This window comes from Acinetobacter sp. YH12117, assembly GCF_013418865.1.
In the GTDB taxonomy this organism is placed as follows: domain Bacteria; phylum Pseudomonadota; class Gammaproteobacteria; order Pseudomonadales; family Moraxellaceae; genus Acinetobacter; species Acinetobacter indicus.
Window position 1 is genome coordinate 19656 of record NZ_VPBF01000006.1, and the last position, 23450, is coordinate 43105.

Here is a 23450-nt window from a genome sequence, read left to right on the forward strand (position 1 = left end):
TGCGCACATTTCGATGAGTATTTAAATTTTCGGCAGATGTGACAATTGTGTGACACGATCATCAGCATCGTGAGCATCAATTAGACAAATTCACAGGAAAGATCGAAAATTTACATATTCCTCTACATTGTTCTAGATGGCTATGTAATACTAATAAATATAGCTATCTATACAAAAATTCATTTGGAGCACATTCCATGTCTGGCAACATCGTAAACACAACGGATGCAAACTTCGAAGCAGACGTTCTTCAATCTGAAACACCTGTATTGGTTGACTTCTGGGCGGGCTGGTGTGCGCCTTGTAAGGCAATTGCGCCAGTACTTGAAGTTTTGGCGACTGAATATGAAGGCAAAGTTAAAATTGTGAAAGTTGACGTGACCGCTTGCGAACAAACTGCCGTGAACTACAACATCCGTAACATCCCTGCACTGTTGATGTTCAAAAATGGTGAAGTGGTTGCCCAGCAGATTGGTGCTGCACCAAAATCGAAACTGACTGCATTTATTGATGAAAACATCTAAATCCTGTCTGTTTAGAAAAATTAAAATACGCTATGTTTCATAGCGTATTTTTTTCGTCTATAAATTGACAAATCGGCGTTTCTCTCTTATATTGCTTGCTCAAGAAATAAAGGACTTCCCGTCCCGCCCGTTTCTTAAAAGACACAACACAAAAATGCCGCTCGGCAACAGAAATTGTTTTTTCACATTTTTCTCTGAAACAATTAATCAGTCCTCTGAATTGTTATTGTGCAAATACAATTGCGTTCGTTTTATTGCCTGCATGCGGTCAAATGTTGCTTCCCTTCCAACCTGTACCCCAGAATTTTTGATTCTATCTGATCACCTATGAATTTAACCGAACTCAAGAAAAAACCGATTGGCGAACTCATCAAGATTGCCGAGTTTATGGGCCTTGAAGGAATGGCTCGTAACCGTAAGCAAGACATTATTTTTGCCATCTTAAAACGTCATGCAATGAATGGCGAAGAGATTTTTGGTGATGGCGTGCTCGAAATTCTGTCAGATGGTTTTGGCTTCTTACGCTCTGCAGCAGGCTCTTATTTAGCCGGTCCTGACGATATCTATGTCAGCCCTTCGCAAATTCGTCGTTTTAACCTGCGTACCGGTGACACCATTACTGGCACCATTCGCCCACCAAAAGAAGGCGAACGTTATTTTGCCCTGTTAAAAGTTAACCAGATTAACTACGACACGCCAGAAAACTCGCGCAATAAAATCCTGTTTGAAAACCTGACCCCACTGTTCCCAACCGAACAACTGGTGATGGAACTTGGTAACGGCACCACTGAAGATTTAACCGCGCGTGTGGTGGATCTGGTTGCGCCAATTGGTAAAGGCCAGCGTTCAATTATTGTAGCGCCGCCAAAAGCTGGTAAAACCATGTTATTACAAAACATCGCCCAGTCAATTGTACGTAATAACCCGGAAGTATTCCTGATTGTTCTGCTGATTGACGAACGTCCGGAAGAAGTGACCGAAATGGAACGTACCGTGCGTGGTGAAGTGGTTGCCTCTACCTTTGATGAATCTCCAGCCCGTCACGTACAAGTGGCCGAAATGGTGATTGAAAAAGCCAAGCGTCTGGTAGAACACAAAAAAGATGTGGTGATTCTGCTTGACTCGATTACCCGTTTAGCGCGTGCCTATAACACCGTGGTGCCATCTTCAGGTAAAGTCCTGACTGGTGGTGTCGATGCTCACGCACTGGAACGTCCAAAGCGTTTCTTTGGTGCCGCACGTAATATTGAAGAAGGCGGCTCACTGACCATCATCTCAACCGCGTTAATTGAAACCGGCAGCAAGATGGATGAAGTGATTTACGAAGAATTCAAAGGTACCGGTAACCAGGAAATTACGCTGGATCGTCGTATTGCGGAAAAACGCGTGTTCCCTGCCATGAACATCAAGAAATCAGGTACCCGTCGTGAAGAGCGCCTGATGTCTGAAGACAACCTGCGTAAGGTCTGGATTCTGCGTAAGCTGCTGCATACCCAAGATGAACTGGCAGCTATGGAATTCCTGCTGGATCGTATGAAAGAAACCAAAACCAATGACGAGTTCTTTGATCATATGAAGCGTAAAGCCAGCAACTAAGATCAAAACTTTTTAAAAAGGCCATCGTATAACGATGGCTTTTTTATTTCGGTTGACCATCTTTACATAAAGACACAATTGGACGTTTTCTGTGTAAACTTATTTTTAAGTAAATGATTATAAATAAGTATTTCAAAAAAACCCTATAGTTTTTAATGATTTAAATCGCCTTTCGCCAATATAAACTGAACTCTTGATTGTTATTTTCTGTTAAAAAACAACGTATTTTAGGGCTTTTTTCGGCTTTTTTTAGAGCAAGCTAGTAGTAATTAAAAAAACTCAGTGATAGCATATTCGCAGACCAGTTAGACTGCTCCTGCGTTGTTAGTGCCTAACAAAATTAGGAATAATAAAAGCATATAACAGGCTAACGTCGGTTTTTTTTAATCTCAATTTTTTAGAGAGTGATGCCATGTTATTCAAAAAAATCGCTATTGCTGCTGCAGTTGCTACTACTTTAGCTTTCGTTGGTTGTGCTAAAAAAACTGAAGAAGCTGCTGCTGACGCTAACCAAGCTGCATCTGAAGCTGTTGTAGCTGCTTCTGAAGCTGAAGCTGCTGCTGACGCTGCTGCTGTTGAAGCTGCTTCTGGCGCTGATGCTGCTGTTGACGCTGCTGCTGATGCTGCTGACACTGCTGCTGCTGCTGCTACTGACGCTGCTGATGCTGCTACTGACGCTGCTGATGCTGCTGTTGACGCTACTGCTTCTGAAGCTCAATAATCTTAGATTATTGACAAAAAGAGAGCCTTTTGGCTCTCTTTTTTATTGTCTGAATATTTCTTACAACATCTCATCATCACATACAAGGAACACGGTAATACCTGCCGTTAGAACCTCAGCCCTTACTTTTTTAGCGGCATAAAAAAGCAGATCAATCGATCTGCTCATTTCCAACACGTTGGCGGAACTTCTGTCCGGCACGGAAGGTTACCACCCGGCGTGCAGAAATCGGAATTTCTTCACCCGTCTTCGGATTTCGGCCTGGACGTTGACGTTTATCACGCAACTCGAAGTTACCAAAACCTGAAAGTTTCACCTGCTCCCCAGAGATTAGCGCCTGGCTAATCTCATCGAAGAATAACTCGACCATTTGTTTCGCTTCACGACGGTTTAAACTCGTGAGCTCACTTAAATGATCAGCCATTTCTGCTTTTGTTAATGCTGTCATGAAGCCCTCAATGTCGCTTGATAAGTGTTTTCTAACACTTTTAGGATATTGTCCATACCTGATTTAATTTCAGCATCTTCAAGCGTACGTGTCGGATGTTGCCATAACAGTGCAAATGCCAATGAGCGTTTACCCGCTTCAACACCTTGACCAGTGTACACATCGAATAACCAGGTTGAATGCAGAAGCTCGCCGCCCGTTTGTTCGATAAGTTGCTGAATTTCGCTAACATTAATCTTATCACTAATTAAAAGCGCAATATCACGTCTTACCGACGGAAAACGTGATAATTCTGTAAAATTAGATACATAAGTTTGCAAAACAGCCTGCTGATCCAGTTCCGCCACCCAAGTGGTGCCCAAATCCAGTTCATTTTCCAGAGATGGATGCAAACGGCCCAAATAACCAATTGACTGACCATTGAACAGAATCTCTGCAGATTGGCCTGGATGCAACCAGCTACGCTCTGAACGTACATATTCGACCTGTACACGACCTGCCGCCAGTAACTCTTCAACTTCACCTTTCAGGTCAAAGAAGTCCATGGCTTGTGGTTTGCCATGCCATGATTCTGCTGTTTTAGCACCCACCGCAATCATCGCCAGGGTTGGAATCTGTTTCAGGTCATGAATTGAAGCTGCATTCTGATAATCAAAACGTAAACCCAGTTCAAAGAAACGCACACGGTTTTGCTGACGGTTAATGTTGTACTGTACGCAAGGAATCAGGCTCGACAGCAAGGTTGAACGCATCACCGCCAGATCGCTTGAAATCGGGTTCGCCAATGCCAGCGGGTTGACCGCCGCATTTAGCTGTTTTTCCAGTTTCAGGTCAGCAAAGCTAAAGCTGATTGCTTCCTGATAACCCAAAGTCACCAGGGTTTGACGCAGCTGTGCCACTTCAAACTGATCCTGATACTTCGCCAGTTTGGTATCAATCACCGGCAGGCTGATTTGAATATTGTCATAACCGTGAATACGCGCGACTTCTTCAATCAGGTCCTGGTAAATGGCCATGTCATAACGATGCGATGGCGGTACCACAGACCATTGACCTTGCGCTTTTACCGTCACTTCACAACCCAAGCGTGTTAAAGCATCGGTAATAAAGTCTGAATCTACGCTATAACCCAGCAGCTGATCGACCTGTGCCTGTTTCAGTTCAATCGCGTCACGTGTTGGCAATACTGCTGCATTTTCCGCCACCGTAATTGGGCCAAACTCACCGCCTGCAAGCTCAGAAATTAACTGAGAGGCACGGTGCATGGCGATCAATGGCAGTTCAAAATCCACACCACGCTCATAACGCTGAGAGGCATCGGTATGCAGGCCAAAACGGCGCGCACGACCGGCAATATGCAGCGGTGCAAAGAAAGCAGATTCCAGGAAGATTTCAGTGGTTTCATCGGTAACCGATGAAGACAGACCACCCATGATGCCGGCAATCGCCAGAGCTTTTTCATCATCAGCAATCACCATGACATCGTCTTGCAGTTCTACTTCTTGTTCATTCAATAGAACAAGTTTTTCACCCGCAGTCGCCTGACGCACCTGTACTGAACCTTGCACTTTTGCACCATCAAAGGCATGGAGTGGTTGACCCAGTTCCATCAAGACATAGTTGGTAATATCAACCAGAATGCTGTGCTGACGGATACCCGAACGTGCCAATGCGCGCTCCATCCATTCAGGCGTCGCGGCTTTGGTATTCACGTTCTTGATCACACGACCTAAATAACGTGGACAGCCTTCAGTCGATACAACCACTTTCTTTTCATCAGCAATGCTTGCAGCCACTTCTTGAATGTCAGGCGCAGTCACAGGCAGTTGGTTAATCACCCCAATTTCACGTGCGATCCCACGAATGCTGAAACAGTCACCACGGTTTGGGGTGATGCTGATGTCAATCACGTTGTCATCTAGGTCCAGATATTCACGAACGTTCACACCCACAGGTGCATCCGCAGGTAGCTCTAACAGACCGTCGATTTTGTCTTCTAAGTCAATTTCAGATGCACCGCAGAGCATGCCTTGTGATTCCACACCACGCAGCTTGCCTTTCTTGATTTTAAAATCGCCTGGTAATACCGCACCAATGGTTGCCACAGGCGCTTTCATCCCTGCACGTACGTTTGGCGCACCGCAGACAATTTGTAAAGGCTCGCCTGAACCAATGTTCACCGTCGTTACACGTAAACGGTCTGCATCTGGATGTTGTTCTACAGTCAGCACTTCACCAACGACTACGCCAGTAAATGGTTTTGCTGCAGGAGACAAATCATCGACTTCTAGACCTAACATGGTTAGTTGGTCAGATAAAGTATCGCTGTCAATGGCTGGGTTTACCCATGTGCGTAGCCAATTTTCGCTAATTTTCATACATTCAATTCCTGAATCTCCCCTAACCCCTCTTTAATAAAGAGGGGAACACCCACACTTTTACTTGTTTCGTGTAAGTCCCCCTTTCTCAAAGGGGGATTTAGGGGGATTATTTAAAATCTAAAAACTAATCTATGTCTCAAGCCCTAATTCATATAAGGAGAGGATTAAAAAATTCTTAAGCAAACTGGCGTAAGAAACGCACATCGTTTTGGTAGAACATACGTAAGTCGTTAATGCCATAACGTAGCATTGCAAAACGCTCTACGCCCAGACCAAAGGCAAAGCCTTTATATTTGTCCGGATCAATACCTGCCGCGCGTAATACATTTGGATGCACCATACCGCAGCCCAGCACTTCTAACCATTTACCGCGCTCATCCATAATATCCACTTCAGCACTTGGCTCTGTGAACGGGAAATACGACGGACGGAAACGGACTTTCAAATCTTTTTCAAAGAATTCGTTCAGCAAGTTCACCAGTAAACCTTTCAGTTCAGCAAAGCTGGTGTTTTCCGCCACGTACAAACCTTCAATTTGGTGGAACATTGGTGAATGCGTCTGGTCGGAGTCACAGCGATAAACACGGCCCGGGCAGACAATACGGATTGGCGGCTGCTGGGTTTCCATGGTCCGAATCTGTACACCAGAGGTATGGGTACGCAGTAAATGAGTCGCATCAAAATAGAACGTGTCGTGCATGGCACGGGCCGGGTGATGGCCTGGAATATTCAGCGCTTCAAAGTTGTGATAATCATCTTCAACTTCTGGGCCAGTAGCCACAGTAAAGCCAGCTTTGGTAAAGAACTGGCAAATACGCTCTTGCACCTGAGTTACCGGGTGAATGGAGCCAATGGTCTGACCACGGCCTGGTAAAGTAATATCCACCGTTTCGCTGGCAAGTTTTTGTTCTAATGCCGCTTGCTGTAATGCTGCCTGACGCTCGGTTAATGCAGTATTAATGGCTTCACGCACCGCATGGATTTGCGCACCAAACGCTTTACGCTGTTCAGGATCCATTTTACCAAGTGACTTAGATTGTTCCGCGAGCTGGCTTTTCTTCCCCGTAAATTGCACCCGTACTTGATCGAGTGTAGCAAGGTCGTCTGCTGCTGCAATGGCAGCGAGCGCTTCAGTGGTCAGGGCTTCCAGTGACATAGTAACTCTCAAAGCAACAAATTTTGAATATAATTAAAAAACCCCACATTCTAACAGTTTTTGGACAGTAGAATGAAGTTGCATTGCAGGAAAATTAGATTGGCATCGCAATTTGGAAAAAGTATAAGATAATCAAAATATCAATGAGATCAAACACTATGGCGCTCGATCAAATTTGGAAACAGCAACTGACCCTGGTCACCTATGGCAATGAATATCTGAGCCAAGATTTGAGTTTCAGTCTCTGGCGTGCGCATCCCATTTTTAATCAGCACCTGTTCTGGTTTCGTGATTTAAATTCCCAGCATCTGCTGGCCCAGCATTTTGAAATCTGGCTGGAAGGCTTAAAACGCCAGGGTACAACCCGACTGAGTCTGCACAATGCCAGTCTGCTGGTCGATGAAAAAAATCCCAACGCCAATGTCGAGCTGCTGCCCTACCCGCATTTTATTGTCAGCCATGAAGCACATAAAAAATTCGCCTGGATTTGTGGCAAGGAATTGCCGGAATGGTATAACGCCGACAATGATTATGAATTTCCATCGGCACAGCGTATTGAACTGCGCCAGGAAACGTTCTGGCGTTATGAACTCAATAGTAAGCTGGCCAAAAAGGTAGAGGCCGATCTAGAACCCGCTCACTGGGATGAAATTCATCTGTTTACCGAGCAGGAGCTGTTTTCCCATACACTGGCGGCCGACTTTCAGCCACCTGAACAGCAGAATTTACCCTATTATGGTGTTCCGCTTACGGCAGATACACCTGATCCGCATCAGCTGTCTTTATTACCGACTCACTATCAGGCCGATTATGCACATCGCATGCTGTACCGTTTAGAAGCGCTAAAAGATGATATTCAACAGAAAATCCAGCATCCCTATAATGCAGATAATGAAGTGCTGAGTCCGGAAGAGCAGCTTGACCTGCGCCATTTTGCCCAGAAGCTGGATGATTTAAGCGCCAAATTTATTGTCAAGGTGGCCAACCATTACCAAAGCGCCCAGCTGACGCCTGTCGCACAGCCGAATCCGCTGGAACCGTTCGCATCTGACAACAAGGCTACCCATGCGCAAGCAGCGCATTCAGCCAAAGCCCCGTCTCATCATAAAGTTGGTGCGACTGGAGTCATCAAGCTGATTCTTATTACTGTGGTAATTTGTTTATTGGCCTATTATTTCGGACTTTAAACGCGATTCAGAAACCGTTCAACCTCAGCGACCGAGGTCAGCCGAATCCAGTGCAGATGGGCATATTCGGGAGATTGCATCAGCTGCAGATAATGCCGGCGATTTTTCTGATGGGTTTTAATCATCCACCAGACAATCGAATCGCGGCTAAACAGCTGTCTGATCGTTTCCCGATTATTGGAATTAGGCCAGAGGGTTTGCTGTGAAACCGCGCGCTGCACGGCGCGTTGTACAGAGCGCAGCAAATTGCTATGAAACGGTAAATCCAGCCAGATAATAGTATCGGCCTGTGCCCATTTAATGGGAATAGTGCGGGTATAGTTGCCATCAATCACATAGCCATTGGGTGCCTGCTCAATGGCTGCCTGAATTTTGGCAAAAAAATCTGCATCAGCACTTTGCTGCCAGTCATCTAACCAGAACAGATTATCCAGCTCGATATAGGCCAGTCCCAGCTTTTCTGCCAGCGCCCGGGCAAAGGTCGACTTGCCTGTAGCCGAAGTACCAACCACATTAATTCGCTGCATACAATTTCCCTGTTTCATCATCCAGATCCTGATTCTGCGCAATAAAAAAGACCGCATAAAGCGGTCTTCTTTTAAGTCACGAGGACTTAGGCAGCCAATGCACCTTTCGCTTTTTCAGCTAAAGCAGCAAATGCAACTGCGTCATGCATAGCGATGTCAGCAAGTACGCGACGGTCGATGATCACTTGAGCTTTCTTCAAACCAGCAATCATACGGCTGTAAGATAAGCCGTTTTGACGAGCACCAGCATTGATACGCGCAATCCATAGAGCACGGAATTGACGTTTCTTCTGACGACGGTCACGGTAAGCGTATTGACCTGCTTTGATTACCGCTTGGAACGCTACGCGATATACGCGTGAACGAGCACCATAGTAACCTTTAGCACGAGCAAGAATTTTTTTATGACGGCGATGAGCCTGTACACCACGTTTTACACGAGCCATTTATAAATCTCCTTAGATGTATGGGCACATACGACGAACTGAAGCAACGTCACTCACGTGAACCATTACACAGCCGCGCAATTGACGGATACGTTTAGCAGATTTTTTGGTCAAAATGTGGCGTTTGAACGCTTGTTTACGCTTGAAACCGTTAGCAGTCGCTTTGAAACGTTTAGCTGCACCACGGCGAGTTTTTAACTTAGCCATAACAACCTCTTTTAAGTACCTGTTCGGCTCATTTGCACCATTACAAACGACCTGCAGGTAAGGGAGCACGTATTCTAAAGCATCTTTGTCTAAAACAAAAGCAAATATTGCAAAAGTCGCTCGCCTTCTATCGGCAGATGAGGTCTTTGAGATTAGCAGGATCTCTCCTTGTTATTGAACAGCCAAAACATGAAGATGGAACATCTTATTTTTATAGCGGAAGACTTGTACTGAAGCCCGATTCAGGAAATACTGCGCAGCGTTCCTTCTTTTGCCCAACAACAAGCTAATCCTCATGAAAAAAACCATTTGCCTGAGTCTGTGTCTGGCACTGCCGCTTAGTGCCACGCTTGCCATTGCTGCCCCTGCCGAACAACTGCAAGTACAAAAAACCTCGGCGTTGGCTGCCCATCTGACCACGCGTATTCAATGGACCGAGTTTCCGCAGCTGCGTTATAGCAATGCCGATTTAAAGCAGCAAAACCGCGCGGCCATTTTACGGATTCATGCCGATGAATCGGGGCAAATCAACAAAGTCACGGTACAGGAAAGTACCGGGCTAAAATCTTTAGATCAGCTGATTAGCCAGGCGGTAAAACAGGCCAGAATCAAACCACATCTGGTCGATGATACCCCGGTTCCAGTGATTGGTTATCAGGTCTTTCATCTGGATTTAAAAGATACTGCTCAGGACTGCCACTACAGCTTTGACTCGACTGTCTGGCAAGCGCAGCAAGCCGGCGCAAAAAGCGCGTTTCAATATCGCAGCCAGCCTCAACTGAACGTCACCGAAGATGAGTTAAATGGTCATGCCCGCCGGATTCAGTTCAAAATGAAAGCCGATAAATACGGCAACATCCACAAGGTTAAAATTCAGCAAGGCTCCGGCCGTTATGCGCTGGACCAGAAACTGATTCAGGCGCTGCAAGGTGCACAGGTCGATGTACCACGCAAATTCTGGATCTATAAAAAATCCAGCCTGAAAGATGAAGTCCGTTTTCAGCCAGCAGAATGTGAGGGCTAAACTAGAACATGGCATAAGCCAGATAAATAAACAGATAACGCCCGATTTTGGCTACACTCACCATCAGCAGAAATCGAGCGAAGTTTTCTTTCATTAAACCGGCAATTAGGGTGATTGGATCACCAATCACCGGCACCCAACTGAGCAGCAAAGACCAGAAGCCATATTTCCGATAAATCTGCTGTGCCTGCTGCAGCTTGGGTTCAGACACCGGAAACCAGCGCTTGTCTTTATACTGCTCGATCTTGAGTCCTAACCACCAGTTCACACAGCTGCCCAGAATATTGCCCAGACTGGCGATGGCTATTAAAGCCATCACCGAATGTTGCTCTTGAATGAGCAGGCCCAGTAATACCGCTTCAGATTGCAACGGCAATAAGGTAGCCGCCCCAAAGGCCGACAGAAATAACAGCAGATAAGCCATAACAGATGCAGTTAACAGGTTCTGCCCATCTTAACTGAAATCACAAAAAAAGCACCCGAAGATGCTTTAGGTGATTTTATGATGATTATTTAAACCTGAATCGCCAGGGCGCGTTGTACTGCCGGACGGGCGGTTAAACGCTCAATATAATCCTGCACATGCGGATAATCTTCTAGCGGAATCTGCTGCCATTCATGGCGTAACAACCACGGTAAAATCGCCATATCGGCAATTGAATATTCACCGGCTACATATTTCTGCCCGATCAGCTGCTTGTTTAACACGCCATACAGACGTTTGCTTTCATTGACATAACGCTCGGTGGCATAGGCAATACGCTCGGGTGCAAAACGGCTAAAGTGATGGTTCTGCCCCAGCATCGGGCCTAAGCCACCCATTTGCCACATCAGCCACTGCTCCACCTCTACCCGCTCGAGCTCATCTACCGGATAGAACATACCGGTTTTACGGCCCAGATATTGCAAGATCGCACCCGATTCAAAAATCGAAATCGGCTGGCGATTCGGTCCATTCTGATCGACGATAGCTGGAATTTTATTGTTGGGAGAAATGCGCAGAAAATCTGGCTGGAACTGGTCGTTTTCAAGGATATTAATCGGGAAAATTTGGTATGGCAGCGCCATTTCTTCTAAGGCAATCGTAATTTTATGGCCATTGGGCGTGCCCCAATAATAAAGATCAATCATCAGATTTTATACTCCACACACCTTCACTGGTGTTTTGTTATGACAATTTAATGTATCTTCAGAAAAACAGCAAGCGCATCATTTATAATTTATTTCTATTTTAATTTCAGTATTTTAAGAAATTTTTTTAAATAAATTTAGCTTTAATTCTTGAAATTTTAACACCTACACCTATATTTATTTTTGCGTAAGGATGAAATTCATCTTTCGCCCTGTCGATGATATTCATGACAGATCTTATTTCTTATTTTTAAAACTTTGCTGACCTCAGGAGGTTCTAATTATGAGTAATTTAAATCTTCATCCATTATTCCGCCGTAGCATTGGCTTCGACCGTCTTAACGACTTTATTGAGTATGCAATGCAAAGCGATGCACCGAATTATCCGCCCTACAATATCGAAAAAAGTGGCGAAAATCGTTACCGTATCGTGGTTGCAACTGCAGGCTTTAGCCAAAATGAACTCAGCATTAGCCTTGAAAATCAGTTACTGTCCATTACAGGCAAACCTGAAGCAGTACAGCAAGAACATACTGAATACTTACACAAAGGCATTGCGCGCCGTTCATTTAAATTATCATTGCGTCTAGATGAGCATATTGAAGTGCAACAAGCGGACTACGAAAATGGCTTATTGGTGATTGATCTTGAGCGCATTATTCCTGAAGAAAAATTACCGCGTCAAATTCCAATCGGCAAAAAACTGTTACTCGAAACACCTGAAGTGACCGAAAAAACAGTGAATGCTGAATAATCATTAAATCCCAAGAAAGACTCGAAGATGGGTCTTTCTTTTTTTATTTAAATTGATACATTTAAAGCAATGAAACATAAAAATAAAAAGTATGAATATTCAAAACCACTCCTATCCTATTTTGATCTTTCAGTATGCCTCCATTTTAAGTCTAGCTGCACCCATTGGCGTGTTATGGATTCTTTGGAAGATGGGGCTTGATAATGATATACCCTTCTTGGAAGTTTTAAATGCGCTTATCAAAGAAGCGCCGCAATCTTTGCTCTATATGCTTATTTTTATAATAATTTCATTGTCTTTGTGGAATATACGACTACATATTACCGAGTCTAAAATTTATTATAGTGTGCTTGGCATACCTACATTGTGGTCAATCAAACGCGAAGATATTTCAAGTAGCCGATTTAATGCTAAATATGACCCACCTTATTATTATATCAAACGAAATCTCACCCGATTTAATACGCCTGAATCAGAACAGCAGTTTAATTTTCGTCAGGGGACGGTACAATTTATATTTATTGAAAAAAACTTAGGCAATAGCCTCAGACAAAGGTTTACACTCATTCAGTTAGGCAGCTTCTCTAAAAATTACACTGATCAAATCGTAAACGACCTAAAGCAGCATTGGGATTTAAATACAAAAGTTTAAAAATAAAAAAGCCCTGCACTTGCAGGGCTTTTCTGATCAATGAGTGCTTACTTTTTCTTTTTCGGTCCAAGCAGCATACCCATTTGACGACCTTCCATTTTTGGCGCCTGTTCAACTACACCAATTTCAGCTACATCCGCTTCAATTTTCTGTAATTGTGCCAGACCCAATTGTTGGTGCGCCATTTCACGACCACGGAAACGCAGCGTGATTTTGACTTTGTTGCCTTCTTCCAAGAACTTTAAAATGGCACGCAGTTTTACGTTGTAGTCACCTACATCGGTTGCTGGGCGCAATTTAATTTCTTTTACCTGCACTTGATGCTGCTTTTTCTTGGCATCTTTTTGCTTTTGCTTCAGGTCAAACAAGTGCTTGTTGTAATCCATGATTTTACAAACAGGCGGCTCTGCATTTGCCACAATCTCAACGAGGTCAAGATCTGCATCCTCTGCAGCACGCAATGCTTCCGCTAAAGAAACAATTCCTTTTTGTTCACCATCCGCTGCAACGAGGCGTACTTCTTTTGCACGGATCTCGTCATTAATTGCAGGGCGGTTACTCTTAGCACCTTGTTGTTGGTTACGGTCAGGCTGTTTAATCTTTCTTACTCCACAATGTACCGGCCGCGTTCGGCAACGGCTGCTTTTACTAGGTCAATGAAAGCATCAATTGACATAGTACCCAAATTTTTTCCTGAGCGGGTACGCACGTTCACTGTACCTTCCTCTACTTCACGGTCGCCAAGAACCAGCAAGTAAGGAATACGCTCTAAAGTACGTTCACGAATCTTAAAGCCGATTTTCTCATTTCTCAAGTCAGAAATCGCACGGATACCGTTTTCTTTCAGTTTCTCGACGACTGACCCACAGGCTTCAGCTTGCGCGTCGGTAATATTCATTACACAGGCTTGTGTTGGCGATAACCAAGGTGGCATAAAGCCCGCATAGTGTTCAATAAGTATACCAATAAAACGCTCAAAACTCCCAAGAATCGCACGGTGTAACATTACCGGCTGATCACGGTCGTTATCTTCCGTCACATAAGAAGCATCTAAACGTTCTGGCAAGTTAAAGTCACACTGAATGGTACCGCACTGCCATACACGGCCTAAGCAGTCTTTCAATGAGAATTCAATTTTCGGACCATAGAATGCACCTTCACCCGGCTGTAATTCCCAGGCCAGACCCGCTGCATCCAAAGCATCGGCCAGTGATTTTTCCGCCAGATCCCACAGTGCATCATCACCGACACGTTTTTCAGGACGAGTCGATAACTTCATTTGCACATCTTCAAAACCAAAGTCTTTGTAGACGTCTAAGGTTAATTGAATAAAGTCAGCAACCTCTTGGCCAATCTGCTCTTTGGTACAGAAAATATGCGCATCATCTTGAGTGAAACCACGTACCCGCATAATACCGTGCAATGAACCCGATGGCTCGTTACGGTGACATGAACCAAATTCTGCCAGACGGATTGGTAAATCACGATACGACTTTAGGCCCTGGTTAAACACCTGCACGTGACATGGGCAGTTCATTGGCTTCACTGCGTAGTTACGGTTTTCAGAATGCGTGGTAAACATGTTTTCCGCATAGTTCGCGGCATGACCCGATTTTTCCCATAAGGTGAAATCGACCACCTGCGGAGTACGGATTTCCTGATAACCGTTGTCCTGCTGCACTTTACGCATGTACTGTTCCAGCACCTGGTAAATGGTCCAGCCATTTGGATGCCAGAACACCATACCCGGCGCTTCTTCCTGCATATGGAACAGGTCTAAGGCTTTACCAATTTTACGGTGGTCACGCTTTTCTGCTTCTTCAATACGTTTGATGTAGGCAGCCAGCTGTTTTTTGTCAGCCCAAGCGGTACCGTAAATCCGTTGCAGCTGCTCGTTCTTGGCATCACCGCGCCAGTAAGCACCCGAGATTTTGGTCAGCTTGAACGATTTTAAGAATTTGGTATTTGGTACGTGCGGACCACGGCACATATCCAGATAGTCCTGATGGTAGTACAGGCCCATTTGAGTTTCTTCAGGCATGTCTGCAATCAGGCGCAGTTTGTATTCTTCGCCACGCGCAGTGAATTCAGCAATAACTTCATCACGCGGGGTCATTTTTTTCACAACATCGTAGTCCTGGTCGATGAGCTTTTTCATACGCTCTTCGATGGCCGCCATGTCATCTAAAGTAAATGGACGTGGCATCCAGATGTCATAGTAGAAACCTTCTTCAATGACCGGACCAATCACCATTTTTGCTTCAGGGAACAATTGTTTTACCGCATGGCCCACCAGGTGCGCACAAGAGTGACGAATAATTTCGACCCCTTCTTCGTCTTTCGGTGTGATGATTTGTAAGGTGGCATCTTCGGTAATTAAATCGCAGGCATCGACTAAACGATCGTTCACACGACCTGCCACAGTATTTTTGGCAAGACCCGGGCCGATGCTTTGTGCAACTTCCATCACAGATACGGCTTGATCAAATTGTTTTTGATCACCATTCGGCAAAGTGATAATTGGCATAGAAAATCCTTAAGGAGTGATGCCCCGTACCATGGAGCATGTCACCGCGAGATTATGATCGAGGAGAACCTCAAAAGATAAAAAACGGTGGTAAATAAAAAATCGACTAGAATTTTACACGTCTTGGCGCGGTGATTAAACCTTTTCTCCGAGAAAATTCAAATTAAGCCTCGTGTTTATGCTTAATTTTTTCCGATTTAAAAAAATGTGCTGCATGGGCCAATTTTATTTCCGGATTTACCGGTCAAACGGATGATGTGGCTTTTTATATGCTGATCTGGCCAATCTATCTGCAACTGCCATCATCAGCTACACCCAGATAAAAAAGAAATATCTCCATACAATTTTACCGGATCAAAAAAGGTTTATATTTCAGATGATAGCGTGCCTATTCAGCAGCAATACCGCTCACTCGACTAAAGAATAACTGCAAGCCTGCACTGAAATGAATATCTTTAAACCAGAGAAACAATAAATATGATTAGGGAGTAATAATAATGGTTAGCGCATATGATCAATTGCCGCGTACCCCTGCCAATTTCGTGGCCTTGTCTCCACTGAGATACCTTGAACGCGCTGCTTATATCTACCCGCATCAGGACGCCATTATTCACGGTAAACGCCGCATTACCTGGCGAGAAAAATATCAACGTTGCCGCCAGTTTGCCCATCAGCTACAACAGCTGGGGGTCGGCAAGAATGATACCGTGTCCACCTTACTCCCGAACGTACCAGCCATGCTGGAAGCACATTTTGCCGTACCAATGGCAGGCGCCGTCCTCAATACCCTCAACACCCGGCTCGATGCCAAAAGTCTGGCCTTTATGCTGGAACATGCCGAATCCAAAGTGTTACTGGTTGATCCGGAATTTTCTGCCGTGGCCAAAGAAGCGTTGGCGCTGGTGCCACAAGAAATTTTTGTGATTGATGTTGAAGATGAGCTGTACGAGCAGTGCTTTACTGCCCCGATTGGCCAGATTGAATATGAAGACTGGCTGGCTGAAGGCGATGCCAATTTTGAATGGTCACTCCCACAAGATGAATGGGATGCGATTAGCCTGAACTATACCTCTGGCACCACCGGCAACCCGAAAGGCGTGGTCTATCATCATCGTGGGGCTTATATCAATGCCGCCAGTAATATTATTGCCTGCGGCATGACCCCGCGCGCGACCTATTTATGGACCTTGCCGCTGTTCCACTGCAATGGCTGGTGTTTTGCCTGGACCATGGCGGCCAATGGCGGCACCAATATCTGCCTGCGCAAAGTCGATCCTGAACTGATTTTTAAGCTGATTGCAGAACACAAAGTTGATTACTTCTGCGGCGCACCGATTGTACTGTCGATGCTGATTAATGCCCCGGAACAGCAGCAGATCAAAATTGAGCATCGCGTAGAAGTGATGGTGGCCGGTGCTGCACCACCTGCGGCGATTATTGAAGGGATGCGTAATCTGGGCATTAACGTGACCCATGTTTATGGCTTAACTGAAACCTATGGCCCATCGGCGCTATGTGCATCACAAGCTGGCTGGTCTGAGCTGACTATTCAGGAACAGGCGCAATTGCATTCACGCCAAGGCGTGCCATATCCGCTGCAAGATGGCATGAAAGTCCTCGACCCGGAGACCATGCAACCGGTACCGAACGATGGCGAAACCATGGGCGAAATTATGTTCCGTGGCAATATCGTGATGAAAGGCTATTTAAAAAATCCGGAAGCGACGGCCGAAGCCTTTGCCGGTGGCTGGTTCCATACCGGTGACCTGGCCGTTTGCCAGCCGGATGGCTATGCCAAAATTACCGACCGCTCCAAGGATGTGATTATTTCCGGCGGTGAAAATATTTCCTCGCTGGAGGTTGAAGAGGTGCTGTACCAGCACCCTGCGGTCCTCACCGCGGCAGTGGTGGCCAAACCGGATCCGCGCTGGCAGGAAGTCCCGTGCGCCTTTATTGAAATTAAAGAAGGTAAAACCGTGACCGAAGATGAAATCATTGCCTTCTGCCAGCAGCATCTGGCGCGCTTTAAAGTGCCAAAAGAAGTGGTGATTACCGAGATTCCTAAAACCTCGACCGGAAAATTACAGAAGTTTGTATTACGTGAATGGGCCAAAGAACGCGCTGTCGGCGAGTTCGGTTAAAGCCAGCTGAGATGTTGATGCGGGTCATAGTGCCCGTTTTCAAATCAGTCACCCAAAAATGAACCGCAATAAAAAAACGACTCCATTGAGTCGTTTTTAATGGCTTCGGACCAGATAAAGTCTGATTAGCTTAATTGTCAGATAACAGCGCCACTTGCTGCACATAGTTAAACAATTTTAACTTGGATGCTTCCAGCTCTGCTTCCGGCATTTCCACTTTCAAATCACGGTGAATGCGCAACACATGCTGACGCAGGGTATGTCGTTCTGCCGCATTATAAGTTTTGCAGAAATCATTAATTACCGGATCACCATCTTTAATAATCCGCTCGACCCAGCGTTGCAGCTGTGCGGTTTTTTTGGCACCCTGCTGCGGGGTTAAATAAGACAGAATCACCGATTCATCTTCATTGCGCAGCAGTTTCCCAATCCGCTGGAACTGACGGCGACGCGCCTCATGCGAACTGATATTCTGCACTTCAATGAGTGCATCAATTAAACGCTCATCTACAGGAAGCTTTTGAATTTGCTTCGGGTTCAGTTGAGACAACTGCTCGCCCAAAGCAGCCATACGCTGTACGGCTTTTTTCTGTTCAGTTTTACTTGCACGTCCTTCTAAAGATTCGAAATCATCTTCGGTAAAACGGTGCGGTCGACGTGCCACGATTAATCTGCCTCGTAAAATTTTGCTGCAAAAAGTGCCTGAATTTCAGATAAAGCTTGTTCTTCATCTGCACCTTCAATCACTAAACGTAAAGTTGTGCCCTTACCTGCGCCGAGCATGAGCAGGGACATGATATTTTTTGCATCGACCAACTTGTCACCTTTGCCAATTTGAATGGACGAACGGAATTTCGTGGTGACTTCAATCAGTTTGCCTGATGCACGCGCATGTAAACCTAGTTTATTAATTACGTCAACAGTTGTGTCAATCATGACCAGTGCTTCATTTCCCGGTGTAAGACTTGAATAGACCATTGTGCCTCAAGTGCCTTTTTTAGTCTATCCACCATATAAACAGATCGGTGCTGCCCACCGGTACAGCCAATAGAGATGGTCATATAATGACGATGCCCTTCTGCAAATGCAGGCAGCCATTTATTTAAAAACTGATAAATATCCTGGAACATTTCATTGGTCTGTTCATGCTGTTCCAGAAACTGTTGCACCGGCTCATCCAGCCCGGAATATTTGCGCAAAGACAGATCCCAATGTGGGTTCGGCAAATGCCGGATATCAAAGACATAGTCGGCATCCAGCGGAATACCATGCTTGTAGCCAAAAGATTGCAAAATCACAATCAGTTTATCGGTCTGACCCAGCTTCGACAGCAAGGTATGCTTTAAGTCATGCACACTCTTGTCGGTGGTATCAATGTGCACCGTGGAGCGCAGCTGAATCGGCATAAGCAGGACTTTTTCTTCCTGAATGCATTGATGCAGACTTTTAAACCGGCTGGCCAGAGGATGTGGACGGCGCGAAGCACTAAAGCGGGTGATCAGCTCCTGATCTTGGGCGGTCAGATAAATAATATCGACCGAGCCATGACCCTGCAGCTGTTCAAATACCTGGTCAAATTCCTGCAAATTGGCGCGGGTACTGCGCACATCGACCCCTAGCGCCAGCTGTTCCAGATTATTTTCCAGATCAAGCTTGGCCACAATTTCGGGCAGCAATGCCAGAGGAAGGTTATCAATACAGTAATATCCGAGGTCTTCGAGAACCTGCAAAGCCGAGGATTTTCCTGAACCTGATTGTCCGGTCACAATCAAAATACGCTTCATGACAAGGCTGTCCTTTCCATTGCTGAGCTATGCAGTCGGTTTGATCTGCATATTATCAATTAAGCGGGTGCTTCCCAATTTTGCCGCCACGAACAAAACAATCTCTTGATTAAATTCATCAATTTTTTGCAGTTCAGGTGTACGTGCCTCTACATAGTCCACAACAAAGCCGGCCTGCGTCAATGCTGCTTTAATATTCGCTAACACTTCTGACAGCTTTTCACCCTGTTGCAGTGCCTGTTCAGCGTTTTTCAGGCTTTGATAAATTACTGGTGCCGTTTTACGTTCCTGTTCACTTAAATAACCGTTACGTGAACTGAGCGCCAGACCATCCTCTGCCCGGACAATTGGCACGCCAATCACTTCCAGCGGAATATTCAGGTCACGTACAAACTGACGGATCACCGCCAGCTGTTGATAATCTTTTTGGCCAAAGAAGGCATAGTTCGGCTGCACAATATTAAACAGCTTGGTCACCACCACCGCGACACCATCAAAATGTCCCGGACGCTGCAAACCACACAGGTCTTCGGTAATTTCAGACACACTGATGTTGGTTAAACGCGGGTTTTTGCCATACATTTGCTCGACAGAAGGTGCAAATACGATGTCACAACCGGCTTCTGCCAGCAATTGACTGTCTTGTTCCAAGGTCCGTGGATAGTTGTCAAAGTCTTCATTTGGACCAAACTGAATCGGGTTCACGAAGATGCTGACCACCACCACATCACATAATTGACGCGCTTCACGCACCAGGCTCAGATGGCCTTCATGCAAATTGCCCATGGTCGGGACAAAACCAATAATTTTACGCGCTGCACGTGCAGGATTTAATGAGGCTGCCAATCCCTGAATCGTGGTTTCTGTTTTCATGTTTTACAACTCAACTTGGAAAGTTTGTTCACGTGCCGGGAAAGAACCGTCTTGTACCGCAGCATGATAGGATTTGAAGGCATCTAAAATGGCTGTTTCACCAGACTGCTCTTTCATAAAGTTCCGTACAAATTTGGCAACGCGGCCAAACGTCAGACCCAGCATATCTTGCACCACCAGCACCTGACCATCGGTGTCTGCACCGGCACCAATCCCAATTACCGGAATATGCGGGAACAGGGCACTAATTTCCTGACCAAGCTGCGCCGGTACACATTCCAGCAATAACAGCGCAGCACCGGCATCAACCACCGCCTGACAGTCGGCAATCAACTTGTCCGCCGCTTCACGGGTACGCGCCTGGAGTTTATAACCGCCAAAGACATGTACCGATTGCGGCGTCAGGCCCAAATGCACACACACTGGAATTCCGTTACGGGTCAGCACTTCTACGGTTTCAGCCAGCCAGGCACCACCTTCCATTTTGACCATTTGCGCACCGGCCTGCATCACGGTTTTCGAGCTTTGCAGTGCATCATTCAAGGTGGCATAACTCATAAATGGCAGATCGGTCATGATAAAGGCATGCTGATTGCCACGACGCACTGCTGCCGTATGATAGGCCATATCTTCAACGGTCACCGGCAAGGTAGAGTCACGGCCCTGAATCGACATCCCCAGCGAGTCGCCAATTAAAATACTATCAATTTCAGCAATTTCCATTGCCTTGGCCATACTCGCATCATAACAAGTCAGGCAGGAGAATTTGCGACCATCGGCTTTAAATTGTCTTAAGTCACTGAGACTAATCATGGAGATGTTCCTCTAGGAAAAGCATAGAACATGCTAAAAATCACTTTAAATATTTGCCCAGTGTTCATGGTCCAGCACATCCAGTGCGGGCTGTTGAATGAACGGCAAGTCTTTTAATAATTGCGTATGCACACGCAGTTCGGGGTCTAAATCCAGTAATGGAATGACCACGAAATTGCGTTCTAAAACGCCGACATGCGGCACAGTCAGACGTTCATGCTGAATCTGCTCCTGTCCATAGAGGAGTAAATCCAGATCGAGCGTGCGTTCACCCCAATGGCGTAAACGCACCCGTCCGGCTTCCTGCTCAAAACGCTGCAGCTGATCCAGCAATTCCAGCGCCGGTAAATCTGTACGCAGCTGTACCACCGCATTTAAATAATTCGGCTGGTCTTGTGGCCCCATTGGCGGACTTTGATACAGTTTAGAGGTTTTGACCTGACCCAACGTCGCCAGCTTGTGCACAGCTTCGGTCAGAATCTGGCGTGAATCGCCCAGGTTACTACCTAGGCCAATATAAGTCACCCTACTCATTGTGTTGGCCCGAAAATAACCTGACTTAAATCACGTTGTACCCGCTTGCGCTTCAGAATTGGATGGTCTGCACCAATACCCGAGCCATTGCTTGATGATGTTGATGCAACTTGGGCACGGGCATCTTCCTGCTGTTTGGCTTTATGGGCACGGCGGCTGCGTGGCTCCGGCTCATTCACCAGCGGTTCAATTTCGGCGGTCTGCGCGGCATTCAGCTGCTGCTCCAGATGTTCTTCCTGTGCAGCTTTGCGACGGCTCTTGGCCCGCTGACGGTTGTACTGGCCAATGGCACGTTCTTTTTCATCGGTGCTCATGGTCTGGTACTGATCCCACCACGTACCCATCTCTTGAGTCTGGGCATCGCCAGATCTTTCACGCAGCAGCAAAAAGTCGAAACCGGCACGGAAACGCGCATGGTTGGACAAGGCAGCAATTTGCTGAGGTTTTGGATTCAGCAAACGGGTTTGCATTTCCCAGACTTCACGAATAAAGGTTTCGGCAAAACGCGGAATCACCGTGCGGGTGGCCTGACGTTTCAACACATCCAGCCCAGCCTGTGCACGTGCTTCTGCCGGAATTACCCCTTTGGACAGATAAAAATCACAGCGCTCTAAAAATGGCTTCCACAGCAGCACCGCATAGAAAAAGGCCGGGTTGATGGTTTTGCCAATCGCAATGCGCTGATCGGTATTTTTTGCAGCCAGTTCAATAAAGGGGGTGATGTCCGGCTTGATGTCGGCAAAAAGCTGACGCCAGATACCGAAGTCAATCAGCATCGGCAAGACGCGATTTAAATGCCCCATGGTGAACAGTTTTTGCGATTCATCATACAGACGGTGCGGAGAAACATCGCGCAGCAACTGAGTCATTTCCGGAGTAAAAATCTCCAGAATGGCCGGATCAATATTGAAATTCAGCTTGGCCGCAAAACGTAAGGTCCGCAGCATCCGCACCGGATCTTCTTCAAAACGGACGGTCGGATCCCCAAGCAGACGCAAGGTTTTGGATTTAATGTCATCAACTGCATGACAGAAATCCAGCACGATTCCTTTACGTGGCTGGTAATACAAAGCATTGATACTGAAGTCACGACGGGCAAAATCCTGCTCAATCGTGCCCCAGTTATTGTCTCTTAAAATCATGCCCGCAGCAGAGGTCACCGCTCTTTTCGGCGGTGCACGGAAGGTAGCAACTTCCACCAGTTCACGTCCAGAATAGACATGAGCCAGCTCAAAGCGGCGTCCGATAATGCGACAGCGGCGTCCGAACACCTCTTTGACCTGAGATGGCGTGGCATTGGTCACGGCATCAAAATCCTTCGGATTCAGGCCCAACATCAGGTCACGAACACCACCACCAACGATATAAGCTTCATAGCCAGCTTTGGTTAAAGCATCAATAACATCTAGAATGTAAGCAGGTAATTGCGTGGTTGATAAACCACATTTTGACGCGCGCAAAGTTTGCAAAAGACGCTGTCTCCTACGTCTGAACGTAAAATAGATTAGATGACGCTAATCATATCTCTAACACAATCAAAGGGCAATTTGATTATCTCAATACTCGGGCCCGGCTGATGCGGTGTTGGCCGATGATCAGACCCGATTAAATACCCAGCCGGTGCCGGTTTTTGGCCAATAATGCCGGTCCAATCCCTTTGACTAACTGTAAATCTTCAATCCGTTTGAATTTTCCATGCCGATTGCGGTACTCAATAATAGCTTCCGCCTTCTTTTGTCCCACGCCAGATAATTGCTGTAATTGCGCGGCTGTTGCCATATTCAGATTAATTTTTTCACTACTGCCTGCGCTAGCTGAACGGGGTTGGGAAGTCTTCGTAGAAGCCGACGGGCTTAAGCGGGCATCAATCGCCTCTTGTTCAGCCTTCCATTGCAGATAACGCGCATCATAATTTTCTGCCTGCGCATTTTGCAGCGCGAAAAAGCTACAAAACACGCAGAACATCACAGTAAATTGAATTAGAGCTTGAGCGTGTTGAAATCTTATTCTTCTTGTCATGGTCA

26 protein-coding genes are annotated in these 23450 nt (G+C 46.0%); 8 read left to right on the top strand and 18 right to left on the bottom strand.

Going from position 1 to position 23450, the window contains the following annotated elements; translation table 11 throughout:
- Positions 1-197: 197 nt before the first annotated feature.
- The 3 genes from trxA (at position 198) to FTU55_RS03740 (ending at position 2841) form a co-directional block, all read left to right on the top strand.
- Complete coding sequence (gene trxA, locus FTU55_RS03730; RefSeq protein ID WP_016659515.1) at positions 198-524, top strand: thioredoxin; 327 nt, start codon at positions 198-200, stop codon at positions 522-524.
- 327 nt (positions 525-851) lie between these two features.
- A complete protein-coding gene (gene rho / locus FTU55_RS03735; protein ID WP_005182456.1) occupies positions 852-2120 on the top strand; it encodes a transcription termination factor Rho in 1269 nt (422 codons plus the stop codon).
- A 412-nt stretch (positions 2121-2532) separates the two neighbouring features.
- Positions 2533-2841, top strand: a complete 309-nt coding sequence (locus FTU55_RS03740; RefSeq protein ID WP_163142764.1) for a hypothetical protein — start codon at positions 2533-2535, stop codon at positions 2839-2841.
- A gap of 151 nt (positions 2842-2992) precedes the next feature.
- Here FTU55_RS03740 and FTU55_RS03745 read toward each other — a convergent pair whose 3' ends face one another.
- From FTU55_RS03745 to pheS, 3 genes are all read right to left on the bottom strand, one after another.
- Positions 2993-3289: an integration host factor subunit alpha gene (locus FTU55_RS03745; protein WP_004649746.1), complete on the bottom strand. Its 297-nt coding sequence runs from the start codon at positions 3287-3289 to the stop codon at positions 2993-2995.
- Positions 3286-5667 carry a phenylalanine--tRNA ligase subunit beta gene (gene pheT / locus FTU55_RS03750; RefSeq protein WP_180046223.1) on the bottom strand — a complete coding sequence of 794 codons (2382 nt, stop codon included), beginning with the start codon at positions 5665-5667 and terminating at the stop codon, positions 3286-3288. Before pheT ends, FTU55_RS03745 begins: the two co-directional genes overlap by 4 nt.
- A 178-nt stretch (positions 5668-5845) precedes the next feature.
- A complete protein-coding gene (pheS, locus tag FTU55_RS03755) occupies positions 5846-6826 on the bottom strand; it encodes a phenylalanine--tRNA ligase subunit alpha (protein WP_016659518.1) in 981 nt (326 codons plus the stop codon).
- Between the two features lie 158 nt (positions 6827-6984).
- On the opposite strand from pheS, the gene FTU55_RS03760 reads away from it, so the two are divergent.
- Positions 6985-8013: a hypothetical protein gene (locus tag FTU55_RS03760; protein ID WP_180046225.1), complete on the top strand. Its 1029-nt coding sequence runs from the start codon at positions 6985-6987 to the stop codon at positions 8011-8013.
- Here FTU55_RS03760 and FTU55_RS03765 read toward each other — a convergent pair.
- The 3 genes from FTU55_RS03765 to rpmI all read right to left on the bottom strand — a co-directional run bounded on the left by FTU55_RS03765 (position 8010) and on the right by rpmI (position 9193).
- A complete protein-coding gene (locus tag FTU55_RS03765; protein ID WP_180046227.1) occupies positions 8010-8540 on the bottom strand; it encodes an AAA family ATPase in 531 nt (176 codons plus the stop codon). The two genes, FTU55_RS03760 and FTU55_RS03765, sit on opposite strands and share 4 nt — an antisense overlap.
- Before the next feature lie 86 nt (positions 8541-8626).
- Positions 8627-8986, bottom strand: a complete 360-nt coding sequence (rplT, locus tag FTU55_RS03770; RefSeq protein ID WP_005182440.1) for a 50S ribosomal protein L20 — start codon at positions 8984-8986, stop codon at positions 8627-8629.
- A gap of 12 nt (positions 8987-8998) precedes the next feature.
- The gene (rpmI, locus tag FTU55_RS03775; protein ID WP_001096359.1) at positions 8999-9193 is read right to left on the bottom strand and encodes a 50S ribosomal protein L35; all 195 of its coding nucleotides are present in this window, start codon (positions 9191-9193) and stop codon (positions 8999-9001) included.
- A gap of 295 nt (positions 9194-9488) precedes the next feature.
- Here rpmI and FTU55_RS03780 point away from each other — a divergent pair, with 295 nt between their 5' ends.
- A complete protein-coding gene (locus tag FTU55_RS03780; protein ID WP_005182437.1) occupies positions 9489-10217 on the top strand; it encodes an energy transducer TonB in 729 nt (242 codons plus the stop codon).
- 1 nt (position 10218) lies between these two features.
- Here FTU55_RS03780 and FTU55_RS03785 read toward each other — a convergent pair whose 3' ends face one another.
- The gene (locus FTU55_RS03785; RefSeq protein WP_005182435.1) at positions 10219-10641 is read right to left on the bottom strand and encodes a YqaA family protein; all 423 of its coding nucleotides are present in this window, start codon (positions 10639-10641) and stop codon (positions 10219-10221) included.
- Positions 10642-10730: 89 nt separating this feature from the next.
- Positions 10731-11348 carry a glutathione S-transferase N-terminal domain-containing protein gene (locus FTU55_RS03790; RefSeq protein WP_180046229.1) on the bottom strand — a complete coding sequence of 206 codons (618 nt, stop codon included), beginning with the start codon at positions 11346-11348 and terminating at the stop codon, positions 10731-10733.
- 283 nt (positions 11349-11631) lie between these two features.
- Here FTU55_RS03790 and FTU55_RS03795 point away from each other — a divergent pair, with 283 nt between their 5' ends.
- Positions 11632-12102 (top strand): Hsp20 family protein, encoded by a 471-nt coding sequence (locus tag FTU55_RS03795; protein ID WP_045795981.1) that lies wholly within the window; start codon positions 11632-11634, stop codon positions 12100-12102.
- Positions 12103-12193: 91 nt separating this feature from the next.
- The gene (locus FTU55_RS03800) at positions 12194-12754 is read left to right on the top strand and encodes a hypothetical protein (RefSeq protein WP_087662381.1); all 561 of its coding nucleotides are present in this window, start codon (positions 12194-12196) and stop codon (positions 12752-12754) included.
- Positions 12755-12801: 47 nt separating this feature from the next.
- Here FTU55_RS03800 and infC read toward each other — a convergent pair whose 3' ends face one another.
- On the bottom strand, positions 12802-13353 hold the full coding sequence (infC, locus tag FTU55_RS03805; protein WP_075167371.1) for a translation initiation factor IF-3: 552 nt from the start codon (positions 13351-13353) through the stop codon (positions 12802-12804).
- A 5-nt stretch (positions 13354-13358) separates the two neighbouring features.
- Positions 13359-15281 (bottom strand): threonine--tRNA ligase, encoded by a 1923-nt coding sequence (gene thrS / locus FTU55_RS03810; protein WP_104472408.1) that lies wholly within the window; start codon positions 15279-15281, stop codon positions 13359-13361.
- Positions 15282-15778: 497 nt separating this feature from the next.
- Here thrS and FTU55_RS03815 point away from each other — a divergent pair, with 497 nt between their 5' ends.
- A complete protein-coding gene (locus FTU55_RS03815; RefSeq protein WP_127801702.1) occupies positions 15779-17422 on the top strand; it encodes an acyl-CoA synthetase in 1644 nt (547 codons plus the stop codon).
- Between the two features lie 130 nt (positions 17423-17552).
- On the opposite strand, the gene yjgA is transcribed toward FTU55_RS03815, so the two are convergent.
- The 8 genes from yjgA to FTU55_RS03855 form a co-directional block, all read right to left on the bottom strand.
- Complete coding sequence (gene yjgA, locus FTU55_RS03820) at positions 17553-18086, bottom strand: ribosome biogenesis factor YjgA (RefSeq protein ID WP_156188789.1); 534 nt, start codon at positions 18084-18086, stop codon at positions 17553-17555.
- Positions 18087-18088: 2 nt separating this feature from the next.
- Positions 18089-18358, bottom strand: coding sequence for an HPr family phosphocarrier protein (locus FTU55_RS03825; protein WP_034598158.1), 270 nt, complete (start codon positions 18356-18358; stop codon positions 18089-18091).
- The gene (gene rapZ / locus FTU55_RS03830; RefSeq protein WP_005182418.1) at positions 18355-19206 is read right to left on the bottom strand and encodes an RNase adapter RapZ; all 852 of its coding nucleotides are present in this window, start codon (positions 19204-19206) and stop codon (positions 18355-18357) included. The genes FTU55_RS03825 and rapZ overlap by 4 nt, the downstream gene beginning before the upstream one ends.
- Positions 19207-19233: 27 nt before the next feature.
- Positions 19234-20079 (bottom strand): pantoate--beta-alanine ligase, encoded by an 846-nt coding sequence (gene panC, locus FTU55_RS03835; RefSeq protein WP_005182413.1) that lies wholly within the window; start codon positions 20077-20079, stop codon positions 19234-19236.
- Between the two features lie 3 nt (positions 20080-20082).
- Positions 20083-20892: a 3-methyl-2-oxobutanoate hydroxymethyltransferase gene (panB, locus tag FTU55_RS03840; protein ID WP_180046231.1), complete on the bottom strand. Its 810-nt coding sequence runs from the start codon at positions 20890-20892 to the stop codon at positions 20083-20085.
- Between the two features lie 45 nt (positions 20893-20937).
- Positions 20938-21426: a 2-amino-4-hydroxy-6-hydroxymethyldihydropteridine diphosphokinase gene (gene folK / locus FTU55_RS03845; protein WP_180046233.1), complete on the bottom strand. Its 489-nt coding sequence runs from the start codon at positions 21424-21426 to the stop codon at positions 20938-20940.
- Complete coding sequence (gene pcnB, locus FTU55_RS03850) at positions 21423-22895, bottom strand: polynucleotide adenylyltransferase PcnB (protein WP_180046235.1); 1473 nt, start codon at positions 22893-22895, stop codon at positions 21423-21425. The genes folK and pcnB overlap by 4 nt, the downstream gene beginning before the upstream one ends.
- A gap of 136 nt (positions 22896-23031) precedes the next feature.
- Entirely contained in the window at positions 23032-23445 is a 414-nt protein-coding gene (locus tag FTU55_RS03855) for a ComEA family DNA-binding protein (protein WP_104470595.1), read from the bottom strand.
- Positions 23446-23450: the final 5 nt, after the last annotated feature.